This window comes from Manganibacter manganicus (genome assembly GCF_002075885.1).
In the GTDB taxonomy this organism is placed as follows: domain Bacteria; phylum Pseudomonadota; class Alphaproteobacteria; order Rhizobiales; family Rhizobiaceae; genus Mesorhizobium; species Mesorhizobium manganicum.
The window spans coordinates 241,524-259,733 of sequence record NZ_MDET01000001.1; the positions used below are offsets into that span (position 1 = coordinate 241,524).

The window sequence follows — 18,210 nt, forward strand, 5'->3', positions numbered from 1 at the left end:
CGCGATGGTAAATGCACCGCCGCTATCGCCGATTCGTATCACCAAGCCAGACCTGCTTGGTGTCGAGGATGCCAAGGCATTGGATGTGGCGCGCATCACCGATCTGTTCAAAGCGCATATCAATCCCGGTCAACTCCATTTCATGAAGTTACTCGGTTTCCACAAGGTCAAGATCGAACGCGCTGAAGGCATGTTCTATATCGATCAGGCCGGCCGCAAGATCCTCGATTTCTTCGGCGGTTTCGGCTCGCTGGCCTTCGGTCACAACCACCCTCGCATTATCGAGGCGCGCAAGAAATTCCAGGACGAGAAACGTCAGGAAATCGCCATTGCGTTCATGTCGCAATATGCGGCCGCGCTCGCCCACAATCTTGCGGCTTGTTCGCCCGGCGATCTCGATATGGTGTTCCTCGGCTCTTCAGGCTCCGAGGCAATGGAAGCCGCGGTTAAACTTGCCGAACGCGCTGCCGGGACAAAGCGTCCCAAGATTGTGTATGCGGAGAATTCCTTCCACGGCAAGACAAAGGGTGTTTTGGCCATTACCGATGGAGCGCTTTATCGCGGCGAGTTCAAACTGACCGACAACACTGTCCGCGTGCCGTTCGGCGACATTGACGCCACCGAGCGCCTGTTTCGCGCTGATCCAGAGATTGGCGTCATTGTGCTGGAGACCATCCAGGGAGGCGGCGGTATCGTCCAGGCGCCGGCCGAATATTGGCAAAAGCTTCGTGCGCTATGCGACCAGTATGATGTCTTGTGGGTCGCCGATGAAGTGCAATGCGGTTACGGCCGCTCAGGCCGCTTCTATGCGTTCGAGCATTACGGCGTGGTGCCTGACATCACTGCCTTGGCCAAATCTCTGGGTGGCGGCAAGGCGGCGGTCGGCGCGATGATTGCCAAACTTGACGTTTACATGAAGGCCTATGGTGCACCCAAGACCGCGATGATCCACGCTCAGGCAACTTTCGGAGGCATGGGCGAGGCCTGCATAACGGCGATCGAAGCTCTCAACGTGCTTTATGACGAAGGTCTGATCGACAATGCCGCCGATACCGGTGCCTATCTGCTGGAGCGACTTGAGGCGCTGCGTGTGAAATATCCCAAGATCATCAAGGACGTCCGAGGTCAGGGTTTGATGATCGGGTTGGAATTCCATGACTTCTCACAGACCTTGCCGATGGTGTTGCGGCCAATGGTTTCGATGCTCGATGACAAGTTGAAAGGCTCGTTGTCCGGCTTTGCGGGGGCGCTGCTATTGCGCGATTATGACGTGCTGGTCGCCTTCACCGAATATAATCGCAACGTCATCCGCTTGGAGCCGCCGTTGATTTGCCAGCGAGAGCATGTTGATCGCTTCGTCGAAGCGCTCGATAGCCTGCTTTCGCGCGGGATTGTGGCGATCGTGAAGGACTTCGTCAAAAGTCAGGTCAGATAGGGAACGTACGCCTGCTCACTGACGTGGCAGCCTTGCTGCCAGGCGGGGGTTCACGAGGGCGTCCGCGCAGTCGTTAAGTTTGATGCGGATGTGCTGCGCCAAACCCTGCTGGTAGATTTTCAGAAGCTGAAGGTTGGCGTCGGTAAGTGGGCAGGTGGGCAAGATTGCGATGTCCACGGCGCGGACCGCCTTCAGTTCCTGGGAATCTGGATTCGGGACGGCGCGGAAAGGATCTGCTCCGATAGCAACGTATTTCGGTGCGTTGCGATTCATCAGCCATGGGTAGGGATTGACGAACTCCAGTGTCATGATCGTCGAAAAGTGAATGCCGCTTTTTTGCTCCAACTCAAGTAGGCTGCTGATGTTACGGTCCATTTCGATGAGCTGTCCGATCTGGAAGCCGAATTCCGAGTAGAGCGCCGGCGAGGGCAACTCGCCGACTTTGGCAAAGCTTGTGAACGCTTCGTGGTGTGATGTCAGAATGGGCAAGACGCGCTGTGTCCGCTCCATGACGCGTGGGCGCAGGTTTACGGCTCCCAGCGTTTTCAGATGCTGGTTCGGCAGGTCGACGTTTTTCACCGAGCCGATATAGGCACGCGCGGCGCGCTCGACCGTATACACCAATGGCGGCAAAACACAGGCACCAGCGAGAGCCATCGTGGCGACGAGTGTCTTTGGCTTCGCAGTAGCGGGCTCCAAGTGGAGGAGCAACGCAAGCACGGCAGGCCAAATCAATATCATAGCCTGGCTTCCCGTGTTCTGCGTTTCGAACAGGACGCCGGCGAACAGCACGACCACCAACCATAGTGCGTCGTTATCGAGCAACCGTGAGACGCTGTGAAGCGTCTTTTCTCGCCGGATAAGACCCAAATCAGCGCTGAGATGCCGGCTGTTGGCGATGGCGCTCAATGCAGCCAATAGCAATCCGCTTGCAAGTACGCCGAAATTGAGTGAGGCCGATTGTACGAAGCGGGGTGCCAGTGTCTCGTCGTTCATTGCCACCAGTGAGAAAATATCTTTCAGGTAGCTCGTAACCAGCCCGCTGCTGAATTCGACAATTGCCAGAACGGCAAAAAAGCCAAGTGCAGCGATAACTGCGTGGCGAAGTGATAAACGACCGGCGAGCAGCGCGAAAAGGCAAAGTATTGCACCCGAAACCGCGCCAGTGATCTTTCCGAAGAACAAGGCCAGCATCGACACCGCAATGACGATGCAAAGAAGGCGTGCGCTGCGTACGAAGATGAGTGCTGCGACAAGGACGTAGAGCAGTTGACTGGTGTGCCTGTTGTATATGCCGAACCCATCGGAGCCAGGAAATGGATAGAAGGAGCGGGTGTTAAACGGCAACACTGCAAAAACCAGAAACGGGATCAGCAAGGCCAAGGCAGTGTTGCGGGAGCGCCGGTCCACATCCATGATGATCAATGCGATCAACGGGGCGGTGACAACAAGCCATGACCAGTGGGCAAGCAGCACGGGTTGGGCGCGGGGAAACAGAATTGTGCCACCAGTGAAGATATAGTAGCCGAGCGGTCCGACAGGGGCGAAGAAATCGTTGATCGGCACTTGCCCGTTCAAGATCCGGTTTGCCGCGTCGAAATAGATGAAGACATCCCAATACATCGGGCCGATGGGGGCGGTGAGCGGCAGCATAAGCAATACAGCCAGCCCGGCGATGACGACAAGGAGGATTGCGATCGGCGACGTCCTGATCGAGCCACGCAAGATTTCTTGCGTGTTTTCCCTTGCTGTCGTCATATTCGTTGTTCTTCCGCCCAGAATCCCGTTCATTGGCGCGTGCCACCTTTCGGGACGTTCATATTTGCCGGGCAGGGTTAACAACCGGTTATATCGATCGTGCGTAATATATGCCGGAAACCGCAGGTCGCGCTGCTTCTTTGCCGTGTCGCAAACAGGCTGCAATCGCACCGCCGCGCTCTATACTGTGCCCCGAAATCTTACGTCGGAGTCGCAGGCATGGCAAAATTTCCGGAGAAAGCGAAAGTCGTCATCATCGGCTTGGGCGGCATTGTAGGTGCATCAGTCGCCCATCATTTGATCGAGCGTGGTTGGGACGACATTGTCGGCATCGACAAATCCGGTATTCCGACGGATATCGGCTCAACTGCGCACGCCTCCGACTTCTGCTACATGACGAGCCACGATTTCCTGTCTTGCTGGTCGTCGCTGTATTCCATCGATTTCTATGAAAAGATGGGCCATTACGCGCGTATAGGCGGCCTCGAAGTGGCTCGGGTCGGTGACGATGGGCGCATGGACGAGATCAAGCGCAAGGTTGCGTCGGCGAAGGCTTTCGGCACCCGCGCACGCTTGGTCGATCCGGCAGAGATCAAGGAAAAATTTCCGCTCATTGAGGAGAGCCTTGTGCAGGGCGGTATGTGGGACCCGGACGCCGGCCTCGTCATTCCGCGCTCGCAGACGGTCGCTGGCAAATTGGTCGAACAGGGCGTGACCGCCGGCAAGCTACAGGCGTTTGCCAATACCTCTGCCAAATCGCTCGTCATCGAGAATGGCCGTCTCAAAGGGGTGGTGACGGATCGGGGCACGATTTATGCCGATTATGTTGTTGTATGTGCCGGCCTGTGGGGCCGCCTGATCGCGGAGATGGCAGGCGAGGACCTTCCCGTCATGCCGGTCGATCACCCGCTGACTTTTTTCGGTCCCTATGATGAGTTTGCCGGCACCGGCAAGGAGATCGGCTGGCCGCTCATGCGCGACCAGGGCAATTCGGCCTATATGCGCGATACCGGCGATCCGAAAACTGCCGAGGGCGGGCAGATCGAGTGGGGCTACTACGAGGAAACCAACCCGCGTCTGGTGCACCCGCGCGATCTGCTGGAAAAGGATCAGGCGCGGCTTTCTCCCTCGCAACGCGACCTCGACATGGAGCAGATCCTCGCGCCGCTGGAGCGCGCCATGGAGTTGACGCCGATTCTCGGCGAACTCGGTTACAATGAAAGCCATTCGTTCAACGGCTTGCTACAGGTGACGATCGACGGAGGTCCCTCCATTGGCGAAAGCCAGAAGGTGAGGGGATTGTGGTATGCGGTGGGCATCTGGGTCAAGGACGGCCCCGGCATGGGCAAACTCGTCGCCGACTGGATGACGGACGGGCGTACGCCTGTCGACCACCACGCCATCGATTATGCGCGCTTTTATCCGCATCAGATGACAGAACAGTTCATCTGGGACCGCTGCACCGAAACGGCGATGAAGATTTACAATCCGGCGGTGCATCCACGCGAACCCTTCTCCAAGGGACGCAATGTGCGCCGCTCTCCATTTTGGGAACGTGAAAAGGAACTCGGCGGCTATTTCATGGAGCTTGGCGGCTGGGAGCGCGCGCACGGCTATGCAGCCAATGAGAATCTTCTGGAGAAATACGGCGAGCGCGTGCCAATGCGCGAAAATGAATGGGATGGCCGTCATTTTTGGCGTGTCTCCAATGCCGAACATCTGGCCCTGAGCGAGGATTGCGGCATCATCAACCTCTCGCATTTCGCGATGATCGATGTCGAAGGGCCGGATCACGTCGCACTAATGGAATGGCTGTGTGCGGCCAGGATCGGCGGCGATAAGCTGATCGGCAAGGGCATCTACACTCATTTCCTTGACGAAGAAGGCATGGTGCGCGCCGACCTCACGGTCATCCGCATGGCTGATCGTTGCCGCGTTATCGACGGGGCGGATGCCGGCCCACGCGATTATCACTATATCCGCCGGGTGGCTCAGGATAAGGGCTTCGATGTTACAGTCACTGACGTGACCGAAAAATATGTAACCATCGGTATCTGGGGGCCGAATGCACGCACCACCTTGCAGAAGGTGGTTGAGAACCCGGAAGGGCTGAGCCAGGAGAATTTCCCGTTCGCCGCAATCAAGCCGATCCGCATTGCCGACAAGGACGTTACGGCATTCCGACTGTCCTATGTCGGCGAGCAGGGCTGGGAGTTGCATATGCGCTATGAGGACGGCCTGGCTGTATGGGACGCGTTGCGTTCGACCGGCGTCATTGCCGTCGGCGTGGAAACCTATGCCAACACGCGGCGTATGGAAAAGAGCTTGAGATTGCAGAACGCAGATCTGCTGACCGAGTATAATCTGTTCGAGGCCGATCTGGCGAGGCCTAAGGTCAAGGAAGCGGATTTCTGTGGCAAGGCGAAGCACGAGGAATACAAGGCGCGCGCCCACCAGCCGGCGGTGCTGTGCACGCTGATCATGACCGACAATGTCGATGCCAGGGGCGTCGCGCGCTATCCGGTCGGCATCATGCCGGTCATGGATCCTGCAACGGGTGAGACACTGGTCGACGAGCTTGGCCGCCGTTCCTTCACCAGTTCGGTGGCTTACGGTCCGACCATCGGCAAGAACATCGCGCTTGCTTATCTTCCTCACGCCTATTGCCAGGAGGGCCGCAAGTTGCAGGTCGAATATTTCGGCGAGACTTATCCCGTCGAGGTGGCGGGGGTTGGCTACAAGCCGCTCTACGATCCGGAGAATCTCAAGCCGCGGAGTTGACAGCGCGAATAAAGACCTGAAAACACATCTCTTTTGGCGACTTGAGCGTCGGCAACGCCTTTGCCGATTTGTCAATCGCTGGAAGAGTGCTGTGGGAGACGGGAATGGAGGCGGCGTTGTCAGGCGACCCCCCCTTTGTTTGGGGTATTGTTGGCTCCGGCGCGATAGCCACCCAGTTCGCGGCCGACCTCGCTTATGCACCTCAAGCCAAGGTCGGCGCGATTTGCGCACGCACGGAGGCATCGGCCGTCCCCTTGGCGCGCTTGGTGCCGGAAGCCACCGTTTTCACGGATCTTCCGGCTCTACTTGCCGAGCCGGCTATCGACGCCGTCTATATCGCGACGCCGAACGTCCTTCATGCCGAGCAGGCATTGGCGGTCATCGCGGCGCGAAAGCCGGCCCTGATCGAAAAACCGATTGCCACAACGACTCGTGACGTGCAGGCGATTGCTGATGCTGCGGCGCGGAATGGTTGTTTCGTCATGGAAGGGTTATGGAGCCGCTTCCTGCCTGCGGTCGAAGCTACGGCAAGGCTCGTGCAAGAGGGGACCGTCGGCCGGGTAACAGGGCTTCGGGCAGAGCTTGCCTATAGCCATGATGAGCGAACTGGCGGCCGACTGTTCGATCCCGCGCTGGGCGGCGGAGCTGCGCTGGATCTTGGAGTTTACCCGCTGTCGCTTGCGATTCGCCTTTTGGGAACGCCAACCATGGTGGAGGGAACGTGGGAAGCAGCCGCTAGCGGCGTCGATCGCCGTTCTCGTTTTCGGTTGCAATTTGGCGATGCCACAGCGGACCTTGCCTGCGGGCTTACCCACGACGGAGAAAACAGCTTCACTGTATTCGGCACGGAAGGTGCGCTGAGGCTGGAGCCGCCATTTCTGAAAGCACGACGATTGACGGTTTTCAGCCGCAGGCTGCGCAATCTGCCACTGTTGGGGGGAGGTGCTTCGGCGCCGGGGCTTATCGGCCGGATGTTTTCACGCCTGCCTGTTCCCGGCAAGAGAAGTGAAACTTATACTTTCCCTGGCGGCGGGCTGCAGTTTGAGGCGCTGGCCGTAATGGCGGCGGTGCGAGCCGGAGCGACGGAGAGCCCGATCATGCCGCTTGCCGAAAGCGTTGCAGTCCTCAAGGTCATCGAAGAGGTGCGGAACCAGCCGGCGCGAACGTTCGGTTGAAGCCGGAGCGCGGGCGGTAGGAACCGCCTCGGCCACCCGCGTCGGAGAGTGCCAATGCTATTTCAGTAATATGCAGGGCGACGTCGCCGGAGAAAAACGGCTTGCTGCCTTGTTCAACCGCTTCCGCCATCGCGGCGATGCCGGCGCAGAAATCGATTTGTGACGGAAAGCCCGGCAGGCGCAAGCTTGACGTTTCGCCAAGGCGTAGGCGGCGGCCGCGCGGCAAATTGAAAGGGAGCGTCGTGCCGAGGCTATGCTCGACGCGGCCCAGCACCTTGGTCAGCAGTGAGCGGGGTTCTCCGACTCTTTCCATATGCACCGGCGAGTTATGATCCCACAAATCGCGTACGACGATAGAACCGGCATCGCCCAGTATGGTCAACGACCGGCTTTTGGGAGCGGCGAGACCGCAGGTGAGCCGTGCCACCGGCCCTGAACGAAAGTTCAGACAACCGACCGAAAAGTCCGGCCCGAGCGATGCCGTATTGCCGATGCCCTTGTCCGGGAAGGTCAAAGCCGAGAATGCTGACAAGCTTTCAACAGGCCCAAACAGCGAGACCAGCCAAGACAGCGCATAGCCGGCATGTTCGAGCGTGCAGCCGATTTCGAATTCATGCCGGCCAGGCCACGAAGCACCGGAACGCGAGCGCCACGTTCGCCAGTTCTGACGGAAAACCGGGCCATCTTCCATCTCGGCATAGACAAGGCGGACTTGCCCGATCGCGATATCGGCAAGTGCTGCGGCCACTGCCGTATGGGCCTCACTCAAGCCATTGGCGGGCGCGGCAGCTAGGCAGAGGCACCGTTCGGCAGCAAGCTTCACCAACCCCTCGGCTTCATCGAGATTCATGGCGAGGGGCTTTTCGCTATAGACGTGCTTTTCGGCTTCGAGCGCGAGGCGAGAGATCGCGTAATGACTTTCGGGGTTGGTGAGATTGACAACGATAGCGACTGCCGGGTCGCCCAGCAATTCTTCCATGGAAGAATAGCGTCGCACCTTGTGGAAGGTCGAGAATCGCGCGGTTGCTTCGGGGTTCTCGTCGAACACGCCTGCCAGCCGAAGCTCCGGATGGTTGGCAAGTGTAGTCATGTAATAGTCGGCGACGAAGCCCGTCCCGACGAAGGCAATCCCTGCCATCTCAGTTCCCTTGTGTGGCGCCGAGAAATAGGCTGGAATGGCTTTCATATTCGTGAATGGCTGGCCAATGTCTGAAATCAGGCGGCCAGCAACTGTTTGCGGTCCACGCGCTCCTGCTGCGGCGAGCGAGCATAGAGCTCTCGATAACATTTGGAAAAATGAGAGGCCGAAACAAAACCGCAGGCAACCGCGACCTCGACCACCGGCATCGACGACTGGATCAGAAGATGCCGAGCGCGATCAAGGCGGATTTCCAGATAGTAGCGGGCAGGAGAGCGGCCCATTTCCGTTCGGAACAAGCGCTCGATCTGCCGACGCGACAGGCCAACATGATCGGCGATTTCGATAAGCGAGAGTGGTTCGGAAAGGTTCGCCTCCATCAGTTCAATGATAGTGAGAACCTTGGAGTTCTGCACGCCCAGGCGGGCACGCAACGGTAGACGTTGGCGGTCGGTCGGACTACGTACGCGATCTGTCAGAACCTGCTCGCAGATGCGGTTGACGAGGTTGTCGTCGAAGTCTTCGCCAATAAGTTTGAGCATCATGTCAAGCGCGGCGGTGCCGCCGGCACAGGTGTAGATGTTCTGCTCAACTTCGAACAGGTCGGCGAAAACATTGGCCTTGGGAAAGGCCTCAGAAAATCCGGGCAGGTTTTCCCAATGGATGGCGCAGCGCCGGTTCGACAGAAGCCCGGCAGCCGCCAGCACATAAGCGCCAGTGCACAGGCCGCCAATGGCGACGCCGCGATTGTATTCTTCGCGTAGCCAAGCAAAGACCGACTTGTTCTGGTATTTCTCGATATTTACGCCCGTGCAGACTACGGCCATGGAGGGACGGTCGGACCCGCCCATTTTGCGGCGTTCATCGTCCAGCGACGTGTTGACGGCGCACTCCACTCCATTGGACGCGCGCACTGGCCTGCCGTCGAGGCTAGCCAGTCTCCAGCGATAAGCCTCATAGCCGAGCATGCGGTTGGCGATCCGCAGCGGGTCGAGCGCCGTAGCAAAGGCGACCATGGTAAAATCTGGAACAAGAAAAAAGACCAGCGATCGCTTGATCGCTTGTTTGTCGGCGTTCACGGGACCCTCCCGAGGTCAAGACGCGAACAGATGTCGCTATCAGTATAGCGTCATCAGGAAAAGCGTTTCTTGTCAATCGGCTAGATGTGTTTCAGCAAATTAAATTTTGATATGAGCACACGTAAAACACCGCCCGGCCATGTTGGCCAGGCGGCGATAATGATGCCGGGTTTCATCGCTGCCGAATCAATCCGGTCAGGCTATAATTCCCAAGCGGGCGGCCGCAACAGCACCGGTCTGGCCTGGCATGGTCTTTGCCAGGCGCTGACGTTCGAGTGCGGTCGTCAGGTTCGTTTGACGACGGGAAAAGAGGCGCGAAAAAAGCTTCATGTCAGTCTCCATAAGGTGGCCAAGACGGGTCGCCTTCGCGTGATGGAGTGGGGCAGCTCGTTGACGTGCATATAGGCGTGCCATTGTGGGAATCCGATCGGAAATGCGAAGCGCTTCATATAAAAAGCGACATTTGGTGGTGTCGTTTTACTTGGGGCGAGGTTTTTTCTCTTATTTTCAAAGTATTAGCCAAGCTTTGAGCCTGCGATGCGTCGGCTTCATAGGACATTTGCAATTTACGCATGGCTCGATCGGCTGTTCGTATGTCGTTGAAAATGCGAGCGGTTTTTCGATCCGATAGGGATGTGTAGTGCTTTGAACCCTTGAGCCTGCATCCGCAAATCGTCGGATTCCGGCCAACCGATGTCTTTTTGTAGTTCGATCGGCAGAGCCCGTATGGCCTTTTCAGTGCGATATCTGCTGCGTGTGACGAGGTATCGCCTTGCGAGTTGGCCGATAGAGGGCAGGCTTTTGGGGTAAAGAATGGTCATCTCACTCTCCCTTGGTTCGATTGACGGCAACTGCGCCGATTGAGGGCTGCGTTCCTACCTTGACGTGTTGACTATGAGGTTGGATTTGTATTCAATCAAACGAAATGAAATGATGTTTTGTGTTAGAATAATTGAAGGTAGGTCGTGATGAATGCTCCTCTCAATCACCCATTGCCTCTGCTTGATCTCGACGTTCTGCGCACCTTTGTTGCAATTGCCGAAACGGGCAGTTTCACCACGGCGGCAGGATCGGTGTATCGCACGCCATCGGCGGTCTCCATGCAGATCAAGAAGTTGGAAGATATACTGGGCCGTTCTGTCTTTGCGCGCGATGCCCGCTCGGTGGCTCTCACCACCGATGGTGAAATGCTGCTTGGCTATGCGCGCAGGCTGCTGTCGATAAATCGCGAGGCGGTGTCAAAATTCATTGTACCCGACATTTCGGGCGTGGTGCGCCTTGGCTCGCCGGACGATTATGGCGAGCGCGTCTTGCCGCATGTCTTGAAGCGGTTTGCCCAGTCGCATCCTTCGATCGCCGTCGATGTGGTGATCGACCAGTCTGCCAATTTGCGCCGGCGCATGGATGACAGGGCGCTCGACATCACGCTTCTGACGAATTCATGCAATGCCAATGCGGCTGGCGCTGAAGTTCTCTTGACCGAGCCGATCGTCTGGGCCGGCGCCAAGGGAGGCTGTGCGCATCGATGCGAGCCGCTGCCGGTGTCGATGTGGGAGGAGGGGTGTGTCTGGCGGGCCGGCGCGCTGGAGGCGCTGGGGCGTGAAGGCCGCAACTACCGCGTTGCTTATATGAGTGCCCACACGGCGGGCCAACGCGCCGCGATCATGGCCGACCTGGCTGTCGCGCCATTGCCGAAATCGTTCCTAGGCGATGACATGGTGGAACTCACGCCTAAAGACGGCATGCCTGAGATTGGCAATTACAGTCTCGCGATGATCGTTCCAGCCGACGCCAATGCGCCGGTCAAAGCTGCCGCCGACCATATCAGGGCGACATTCGACGTGTTCCGTGAGACCGGGAGGTTCTGATACAGAGTGTTTTGGCGGCCTGGGCCGTATCTGAAACTCAGGCGCGACCGCGCCTTGCAGCCCGTTCCTCGCGGGAGCGGCGGCGCGGGGTGGCCTCTCCTGTTTCAGCTTCGGCAAGAACCTTTCTAGGCGGCAGCTTGACCGCTTCAGCCAGTTTGGGGAAGGGGTCGACCTTGTTTGGCAGGGCCATGGCATCGATGAAAATCTGCTGGAAATGCGGTTCCAGCGCAGTCTCGATCTTTTCGATCCGGTGAACTTCGTCCTCGATTTCGCGGCGATGGCCGCGATTGAGTAGCGCCATCAGCGCACCGGTGCCGGACGCGTTGCCGACCGCCTTGACTTCGGCCAGATCGCAATCGGGGATAAGGCCCAGAACCATCGCATATTTAGGGTCGATAAATGAGCCGAAGGCACCGGCAAAACGGATCATGTCGACGTGGTCGACGCCCTGCTTTTCCATCAACAGCTTGACACCGGCATAAAGCGCGGCCTTGGCCAACTGGATGGCACGCACGTCGCGTTGCGTGATGACTAGCCGGGGTTCGCCCTCGCGCAACAGATAGGAGAAGGTGCGACCGTCTTGAAAGACCCGTGGCGACCGAGCCGCCATTTCACCGTCCACGACGCCGTCTTCTGAGATGATGCCGGCGAGATACATCTCCGCCACCACCTCGATGATCGCCGAACCGCAAATGCCGGTGACGCCCACGGCCCCCACCGCTTCCTCGAAGCCGGACTCGTCGGACCATTTATCCACGCCGATGACCCGGAATCTTGGCTCCAGAGTATCTGGATCGATGCGCACGCGCTCGATTGCGCCGGGTGCGGCACGCTGACCACCGGAAATCTCAGCGCCCTCGAAAGCCGGCCCGGTAGGCGACGATGCAGCGACGACGCGCGCGCGGTTTCCCAGAATAATCTCGGCATTGGTGCCCACATCGACGAGAAGCATCATCTTGTCTTGGCGGTAAGGGCCTTCCGACAAGGTGGCGCCGGCAGCGTCCGCGCCAACATGCCCGGCGATGCAGGGCAGGGTATAGAGACGCGCGCCCTGATTGAGGTCGAGGTCGATCTCGTGTGCCCAATATTGCAGGGCGCCCGAGACGGCAAGCGCGAAGGGCGCTTGGCCAAGTTCGGTTGGATCTATTCCGAGGAACAGGTGGTGCATGATCGGATTGGCGACGAATACGGAATCGAGAATATCGTGACGGTCAATGCCACCTTCCTCGCAGACCTTGCCGATCAACGTATTGACGGCCTCGCGCACGGCCTTGGTCATGGCTTCGCGCCCGTCTGGATTCATCATGACATAGGAAACGCGACTCATCAGGTCTTCGCCGAAGCGGATCTGCGGGTTCGACGCGCCCGAGGATGCGACGATGCGGCCTGACAGAAGCGACACCAGATGCATGGCAATGGTGGTGGAACCGATATCGCAGGCGATGCCATAGGCTTCGTTCTTCAGCCCCGGCCACATGGCAATGATGACGGGTTGCGAGGTTTCGGTATCGCGATGAATGGCAACGGTGACGCCCCAATTCTCCTTGCGCAGGATGCCCTGGACCTGCGGGATCAGATGTGGCGTGGTCAGAAGGTCCTTCCAGCCCCAATCCTTCTCCAGGACATGTTTCAGCCGATCGAGATCGCCGAGCGGCTTGTGCATGTCGGGCTCGTCCACCTCGACATAGCAGAGCTGGACGGCCGGGTTGCGCTCGATATGGCGGTCCACAGCCGCCTTGCGCACCACCTGGGCGTTGATGACGGTGTCTTGCGGCACGTCCACCACGAGGTCGCCCTGGACGGTGGCGGAGCAAGACAGCCGACGCCCTTCGGGCAGGCCGCGCACGCGCTCGTAGCGATCCTCCTTTGGGCCCTTGGGCGAGATGTGCTCAAGCGACGAGATGATCTTGTGCTTGGCGAAATTGCCTTCCTGCACCTCGATCTGACAACGTCCGCAGGTGGCGCGCCCGCCGCACACACTTTCGACATAGACGCCAAGCTGGCGTGCCGCATCGAGCACGCTTGTGCCAATGGGAAAGCGCCCGCGCTTGCCCGAAGGCATGAACAGGACGAGAGGGTCACGGACTTCGACGTTCATTTTCTCACACCGCTTAAAAAGCCCTGTCTTGGCTTAAGTGATTGTTGTGAAAGCGGGCGGAAAATCGGACCTGTAGGTGAGATAAATGTCCGAACTGCTTCTTTCCGCTGTCCTGGGTTCCTTCTTCATGGCCCGCCTATTCAGGGGCTCTTGGCTCAGGAATCCGCAATATCTCGCCGCATCCATTGCCGGATCGGTCGCGGGCTCGCTGTTGCTGCATGCCTTCTGGCCTGCCCTCGACGGCGATTTCATCGCTGGAGCGATCATCGGCGTTGCCGGCCCGTATGCCGGCATGACGCTGTTCGACCTGCTGCTGAAATCGGCCTGACATGGGAGCCTATCCTCGCGCCATGCGCGCCTCGCGCCCACCACGGCGACGCCCACCATTGCTACCTGCTGCGCCGTCAGCCGAAGGAGACGTAATAGCCACCGGCGGTGGGGCGACGTGTTCGCCCGGCTTGAAATCCTTGTAGGTCTTGATCCAGGTCATGCAATCCTTGTCGGTCCCAGCCAATACGTTGGCGCCGCGCACGGCTTCCATTTCCTGTGGGCGGCACGGATTCATGATGGCGGAGGTCATGCCGGCGCCGATCACCATTGGAATGAAGGCGCCATTGATGCCATGGCGATGCGGCAGGCCGAAGGAAATATTGGACAGGCCGCAGGTGGTGTTAACTTTCAACTCCTCGCGCAGGCGACGCAGCAAGGCAAAGACCTGACGACCAGCGTCACCCAGCGCGCCGATCGGCATAACCAGCGGGTCAACCACAACGTCATGGGCGGGAATGCCAAAATCGGCGCAGCGCTCGACAATCTTCTTGGCAACGGCGAAGCGTACGTCCGGGTCCATTGAGATACCGGTTTCGTCGTTAGAGATGGCAACGACCGGCACGTTATACTTCTTGACCAACGGCAGGATCTTTTCGAGTTTCTCTTCCTCGCCGGTCACGGAATTGACCAATGGCCGGCCCTTGGCGACTTTCAGTGCTGCCTCGATGGCGGCCGAGACCGAGCTGTCGATCGATACCGGCAGATCGACGAGGTTCTGCACGATCTCCAGCGTCTGCACCAAAAGTTCCGGTTCCGTGGCGTTCGGGTCAACGGCGGTGACGCCAGCATTGACATCCAGCATGGTGGCGCCTGCGGCGGCCTGCTCGAGCGCGTCTTTCTTCACAGTGTCGAAATTCCCGGCAACCATCTCGGCAGCGAGCTTCTTGCGGCCGGTCGGATTGATGCGCTCGCCGATCACGCAGAAGGGCTGATCGAAGCCGATTACGATCTCACGGGTCGCCGAGGCGACGATGGTGCGGGTCATGAAGGGTCTCCATATGATATAAAGAGTTCTTTATATCGTTATTGGTTGTCGATCAAGTGAATGGCCGTCGTGGCGGTTTCAATGCGCGCTCTTGACCATGTCCACCTGGGTTTCAGTGATACCGTCGTGCAGGATCTGGTCCAGACGGTCGGCAACGATCTTGTCGTCGGCACGGGCCTCGCGGTGCCACGGCCTGCGGCCCTTGAGCACGCCCGATTCATCAACGATCTCGGCGACATATTCCTCCTGGCGATAGGCCATGACATGGATGCCTGACACGCCAGGGATTTCCTTCACCTCCTTGATGATGTCGATGCAGATCTGCTTGCCTTCCTTTTTCTGGTCCTGAGCGCCTTCGAGGCGCTTGATGATGGCGTCAGGAATGTGAATGCCAGGCACATTCGAGCGGATCCATTTTGCCGTCTTTGCCGAGGCAAGCGGGCCGACACCGCACATGATGAAGACCTTTTCGGTATAGCCGAGATCGCGCACGCGCTGCATGTAGGTGCGGAACATCGGCACATCGAAGCAGTACTGGCTCTGCACGAACTGCGCGCCGGCGGCGATCTTCTTTCCCAGACGATGCGGACGGAAATCGTGGGGTGGGGCAAACGGATTAATGGCACCGCCCAGGAAAAGCTGCGGCGGCGTCGTCAGTTTGCGCCCCGACAGGAACTTGCCATTGTCGCGCATGATGCGAATGGTCTCGAGCAGCGACATGGAGTCGAGATCGAACACCGGCTTGGCACCGGGCTGATCGCCTGCCTGCACGCCGTCGCCAGTCAGGCACAGTATGTTGGCAACGCCCATGGCGGCTGCGCCGAGCACGTCGCCCTGTATGGCGATGCGGTTCTTGTCGCGACAGGCGATCTGCATGATCGGCGCATAACCCATGCGGGTCAGAAGCGCACATATGCCGACCGACGACATATGGCAGTTGGCGCCTGATGCATCGACGGCATTGATGCCGTCTACCCAGCCGTCAAAAATCTGGGCACGATTGTAAACGTCTTCCGGATCGGCGCTGTCGGGCGGGTTCAATTCGGTTGTCACCGCGAATTCGCCTCGGCGCAATACGCGCTCCAGCCGTCCGGGCGAAGTATGGCCGGGCAGAGGATCAAGCGGCAGATCGATGCCGGATGGATTTTCATCTTGCTGGGGAGGGCGGGCCGCACTCATGCGGATGCTCCATCGCTCGGAGTCTTGCGCGCCGCTGCCGCCTGCGCGGTAACGCGCAACCATGCAGAAGTTTCGCGCAAGGATTGATCAACCGGCTTCTGGACGTTCAAAATAGCGTCGCCTTTGACCATGTTGCGCGAACCTTCCCATGCCTTTACCCAAACGCAAGGCATATCGGGTTCGACCTCGCAATTGCCGTTCGCGCGCACGCCGCCACAAGGGCCGTTGCGCAATTGCTTGGGACAGTTCATCGGGCACGACATGCCGGTTGACGAGAGGATGCACTGGCCACACATGCGGCAATCGAACATGATGCCCTTGACCCGCTTTTCGACGAATTTCACCGGGGCTTCGACACGGGCATAACCGATGCCATTCCACAGGGGATGGAGCATCAGGAAGACATCGGCAAAGCGGGCGTAGAACCATTCAAGCAGGCGCGAATGACGTATCGCCCACAGGCGCACTGTATAGCTGCGCTGTACGCGTCGCTGCGGCGACACGTCCGCCGGCTTGTAAGCCGTTTTGGGCGCTGCCTTCTTGACCATCGCGGCCTGGGTCATGCCGGCCGGAGCGCTCGGAGGCGTGCCGTTCAATGGCGTGGTGGAGCCTGGCTCGATTGGCTTGATCTCAGTCATTTTCCTTGCCGCCAGCCTTGGCGAGAGCGACAAGTCGCTCCCGATGATATGTCTCTTCGAGATTCGTCGCCGCTTTTTCGACCTCGACCTCGAGATCGTCGCCAACAGGAATCGGATCGGCCCTGCGCCATTCCGACAAATAGGCGTCGGTTCCGGCCGCGCCGGAACGCATGGCTGCCATATCGATCGCCTCTGTGAAACGCAGTGACAATTCGCGCTTGGCGCTTTGCCTGCCGCGTTTGACGATGACCTGCGCGGGAATATCGCGCCAATAAACGACAATTAGGTCAGCCATGTCTTTCTCCTCATATTGTTGAGCTTTGACGTAACGGGCGAATGCCCGCTTCTCATGGGACGACGCGCGTGCATTCAAAAACGACGCGCGACGATGTCACAGAATGAAGCGATGTGCGCGCCGATGCGAAAGCATATGCTATTTGGAAGAAAACGCCGCTTCAGCGCGTCAATTCGAGAATGTCCAGCTTGGACTCGTAATAGGGGGCTGGAAATTCGATACGCCACTTATCGGGGCCGCTGCGGAACGCATAACCGACCTGATCTGTTTTCGGGCCGCTTCCATAAGGCTTGATCGGCTCATCGGCGACATGGAAGGAGCCCAGATAAATGGCGCGCTTTTCGCCATCGTCATAAAGACGGCCTTCAGTGCGCTGTGAGCCAGTGCTTTTCGTGAGTTGCCAGCCAGAGCCGTCATCCGTGACCCTGCACTTGAACCAGTCGTAAACGATCAATTTGGTATCACCACCAATCTTGATAGTGCGACAGCGCCAGTTGCCAGTCAGATCCTGATCGGAAAAGGCGACGGGCGGCTTCGACAGAACTGTATCTAAGGTGCGAATGGCAGCAGGATCACCTGCCTCTGCTTCTTTTAAAGCCGCTTCACGCGTCTGTTCATAATTTTCGAGCCGGGTTTTGTCGGCCGGTGTCATGCGCTTCTGCACGACGCCATCGGCGAGAGCGTAGCTTGGAATGGCGACAGCAAGGAGGACGAGAGCCAAGGCAGAGGGATGCATCACGATTCTCCGATTCATGCGCGGCGCACTGTGCGTCAGCGGAAAAATCAGATCAATGCGATTGAAGTTCGGCGGCGCGCGCAAGGCCGGCCGGCAGATCGCCATAGCCAGTTGGCCTTCGTTCATAAACCAGGCCGAGCATATCGGCTGCCATCTGCGCTACCTTGTCCAGTTCCGGATCGTCGGTCTGCGCGAGATAGATCAGCTTTTCGTAATTGCCGAAATAGTCGGCGATCAGTTCAGGGTGCTTGTCGAGACCGAGCGGCTTGATGAAGAAGGCGTCGAACTGGCGGCACAGAAAATCGGTCATGTAGAACGACATCATGTCGTCGTCGGCGATTTTGCGATACGTCTCCATACGCTGGTAGAAGGCAAAGCAATGCGGGCCGGCCATGCGCTGAACCCCATGTTTCTCACAAACCACGTCGAGATGCCCGCCGGTTCCGCAATCGGCATAACCGACGAAGATGTGTCGGAAGCCTTGCGCCTTGGCTTCCGTGATCGCTTCATCCATGGCAGGCGCGATGCGGTCAGGGTAGAAATGATACTCGGCCGGCAGGCAGTTGAGTTCGAGATGGTCAAGGCCAAGTTGCGCCTTGACGGCAAGAATCTCTCGCGCGATCATCCCACAGGCGATGACGAGTAGCCTGTCCTGCTTATCCAGTTTCTGATTTTGCTCGGCAGCCATGGAACCACTCGAACGGGCTTTCGTTGC

At 58.5% G+C, this 18,210-nt stretch carries 17 protein-coding genes; 5 read left to right on the forward strand and 12 right to left on the reverse strand.

Annotated features, from left to right (window positions below):
• Positions 1–4 precede the first annotated feature (4 nt).
• Positions 5–1,435 (forward strand): aspartate aminotransferase family protein, encoded by a 1,431-nt coding sequence (locus BFN67_RS01135; protein WP_245295129.1) that lies wholly within the window; start codon positions 5–7, stop codon positions 1,433–1,435.
• 15 nt (positions 1,436–1,450) lie between these two features.
• Here the strand turns inward: BFN67_RS01135 and BFN67_RS01140 are convergent, their stop codons facing one another.
• The gene (locus BFN67_RS01140) at positions 1,451–3,226 is read right to left on the reverse strand and encodes a hypothetical protein (RefSeq protein ID WP_245295120.1); all 1,776 of its coding nucleotides are present in this window, start codon (positions 3,224–3,226) and stop codon (positions 1,451–1,453) included.
• A gap of 186 nt (positions 3,227–3,412) precedes the next feature.
• Here BFN67_RS01140 and BFN67_RS01145 point away from each other — a divergent pair, with 186 nt between their 5' ends.
• Both BFN67_RS01145 and BFN67_RS01150 read left to right on the forward strand, forming a co-directional pair.
• Positions 3,413–5,974, forward strand: a complete 2,562-nt coding sequence (locus BFN67_RS01145) for a GcvT family protein (protein ID WP_080917740.1) — start codon at positions 3,413–3,415, stop codon at positions 5,972–5,974.
• 104 nt (positions 5,975–6,078) lie between these two features.
• Positions 6,079–7,149: a Gfo/Idh/MocA family protein gene (locus tag BFN67_RS01150; RefSeq protein ID WP_080917741.1), complete on the forward strand. Its 1,071-nt coding sequence runs from the start codon at positions 6,079–6,081 to the stop codon at positions 7,147–7,149.
• On the opposite strand, the gene BFN67_RS01155 is transcribed toward BFN67_RS01150, so the two are convergent.
• The 4 genes from BFN67_RS01155 to BFN67_RS01165 all read right to left on the reverse strand — a co-directional run bounded on the left by BFN67_RS01155 (position 7,106) and on the right by BFN67_RS01165 (position 10,187).
• Entirely contained in the window at positions 7,106–8,287 is a 1,182-nt protein-coding gene (locus BFN67_RS01155; RefSeq protein WP_080917928.1) for a Gfo/Idh/MocA family protein, read from the reverse strand. The genes BFN67_RS01150 and BFN67_RS01155 overlap by 44 nt on opposite strands.
• 77 nt (positions 8,288–8,364) lie before the next feature.
• Positions 8,365–9,303, reverse strand: coding sequence for a GlxA family transcriptional regulator (locus BFN67_RS01160; protein WP_425349727.1), 939 nt, complete (start codon positions 9,301–9,303; stop codon positions 8,365–8,367).
• Between the two features lie 258 nt (positions 9,304–9,561).
• On the reverse strand, positions 9,562–9,696 hold the full coding sequence (locus BFN67_RS25035) for a hypothetical protein (RefSeq protein WP_139788969.1): 135 nt from the start codon (positions 9,694–9,696) through the stop codon (positions 9,562–9,564).
• A gap of 236 nt (positions 9,697–9,932) precedes the next feature.
• Entirely contained in the window at positions 9,933–10,187 is a 255-nt protein-coding gene (locus tag BFN67_RS01165; RefSeq protein ID WP_080917743.1) for a hypothetical protein, read from the reverse strand.
• A 147-nt stretch (positions 10,188–10,334) separates the two neighbouring features.
• Here BFN67_RS01165 and BFN67_RS01170 point away from each other — a divergent pair, with 147 nt between their 5' ends.
• A complete protein-coding gene (locus BFN67_RS01170; protein ID WP_080917744.1) occupies positions 10,335–11,234 on the forward strand; it encodes a LysR substrate-binding domain-containing protein in 900 nt (299 codons plus the stop codon).
• 37 nt (positions 11,235–11,271) lie between these two features.
• Here the strand turns inward: BFN67_RS01170 and BFN67_RS01175 are convergent, their stop codons facing one another.
• Positions 11,272–13,332 carry an ASKHA domain-containing protein gene (locus BFN67_RS01175; protein WP_080917745.1) on the reverse strand — a complete coding sequence of 687 codons (2,061 nt, stop codon included), beginning with the start codon at positions 13,330–13,332 and terminating at the stop codon, positions 11,272–11,274.
• Positions 13,333–13,417: 85 nt separating this feature from the next.
• On the opposite strand from BFN67_RS01175, the gene BFN67_RS01180 reads away from it, so the two are divergent.
• Positions 13,418–13,660, forward strand: a complete 243-nt coding sequence (locus BFN67_RS01180) for a hypothetical protein (protein ID WP_080917746.1) — start codon at positions 13,418–13,420, stop codon at positions 13,658–13,660.
• Between the two features lie 9 nt (positions 13,661–13,669).
• Here BFN67_RS01180 and BFN67_RS01185 read toward each other — a convergent pair whose 3' ends face one another.
• The 6 genes from BFN67_RS01185 to BFN67_RS01210 form a co-directional block, all read right to left on the reverse strand.
• On the reverse strand, positions 13,670–14,647 hold the full coding sequence (locus BFN67_RS01185; RefSeq protein WP_080917747.1) for a methyltetrahydrofolate cobalamin methyltransferase: 978 nt from the start codon (positions 14,645–14,647) through the stop codon (positions 13,670–13,672).
• Positions 14,648–14,725: 78 nt separating this feature from the next.
• Positions 14,726–15,826 carry a methylenetetrahydrofolate reductase gene (locus tag BFN67_RS01190; RefSeq protein ID WP_080917748.1) on the reverse strand — a complete coding sequence of 367 codons (1,101 nt, stop codon included), beginning with the start codon at positions 15,824–15,826 and terminating at the stop codon, positions 14,726–14,728.
• Positions 15,823–16,374 carry a methylenetetrahydrofolate reductase C-terminal domain-containing protein gene (locus BFN67_RS01195; protein WP_245295130.1) on the reverse strand — a complete coding sequence of 184 codons (552 nt, stop codon included), beginning with the start codon at positions 16,372–16,374 and terminating at the stop codon, positions 15,823–15,825. The genes BFN67_RS01190 and BFN67_RS01195 overlap by 4 nt, the downstream gene beginning before the upstream one ends.
• Positions 16,375–16,456: 82 nt before the next feature.
• A complete protein-coding gene (locus BFN67_RS01200) occupies positions 16,457–16,759 on the reverse strand; it encodes a virulence factor (RefSeq protein WP_080917929.1) in 303 nt (100 codons plus the stop codon).
• A 160-nt stretch (positions 16,760–16,919) separates the two neighbouring features.
• Entirely contained in the window at positions 16,920–17,501 is a 582-nt protein-coding gene (locus tag BFN67_RS01205; protein WP_425349728.1) for a DUF4893 domain-containing protein, read from the reverse strand.
• Positions 17,502–17,547: 46 nt separating this feature from the next.
• Positions 17,548–18,183, reverse strand: coding sequence for a DUF1638 domain-containing protein (locus BFN67_RS01210; protein WP_080917750.1), 636 nt, complete (start codon positions 18,181–18,183; stop codon positions 17,548–17,550).
• Between the last annotated feature and the right edge of the window lie 27 nt (positions 18,184–18,210).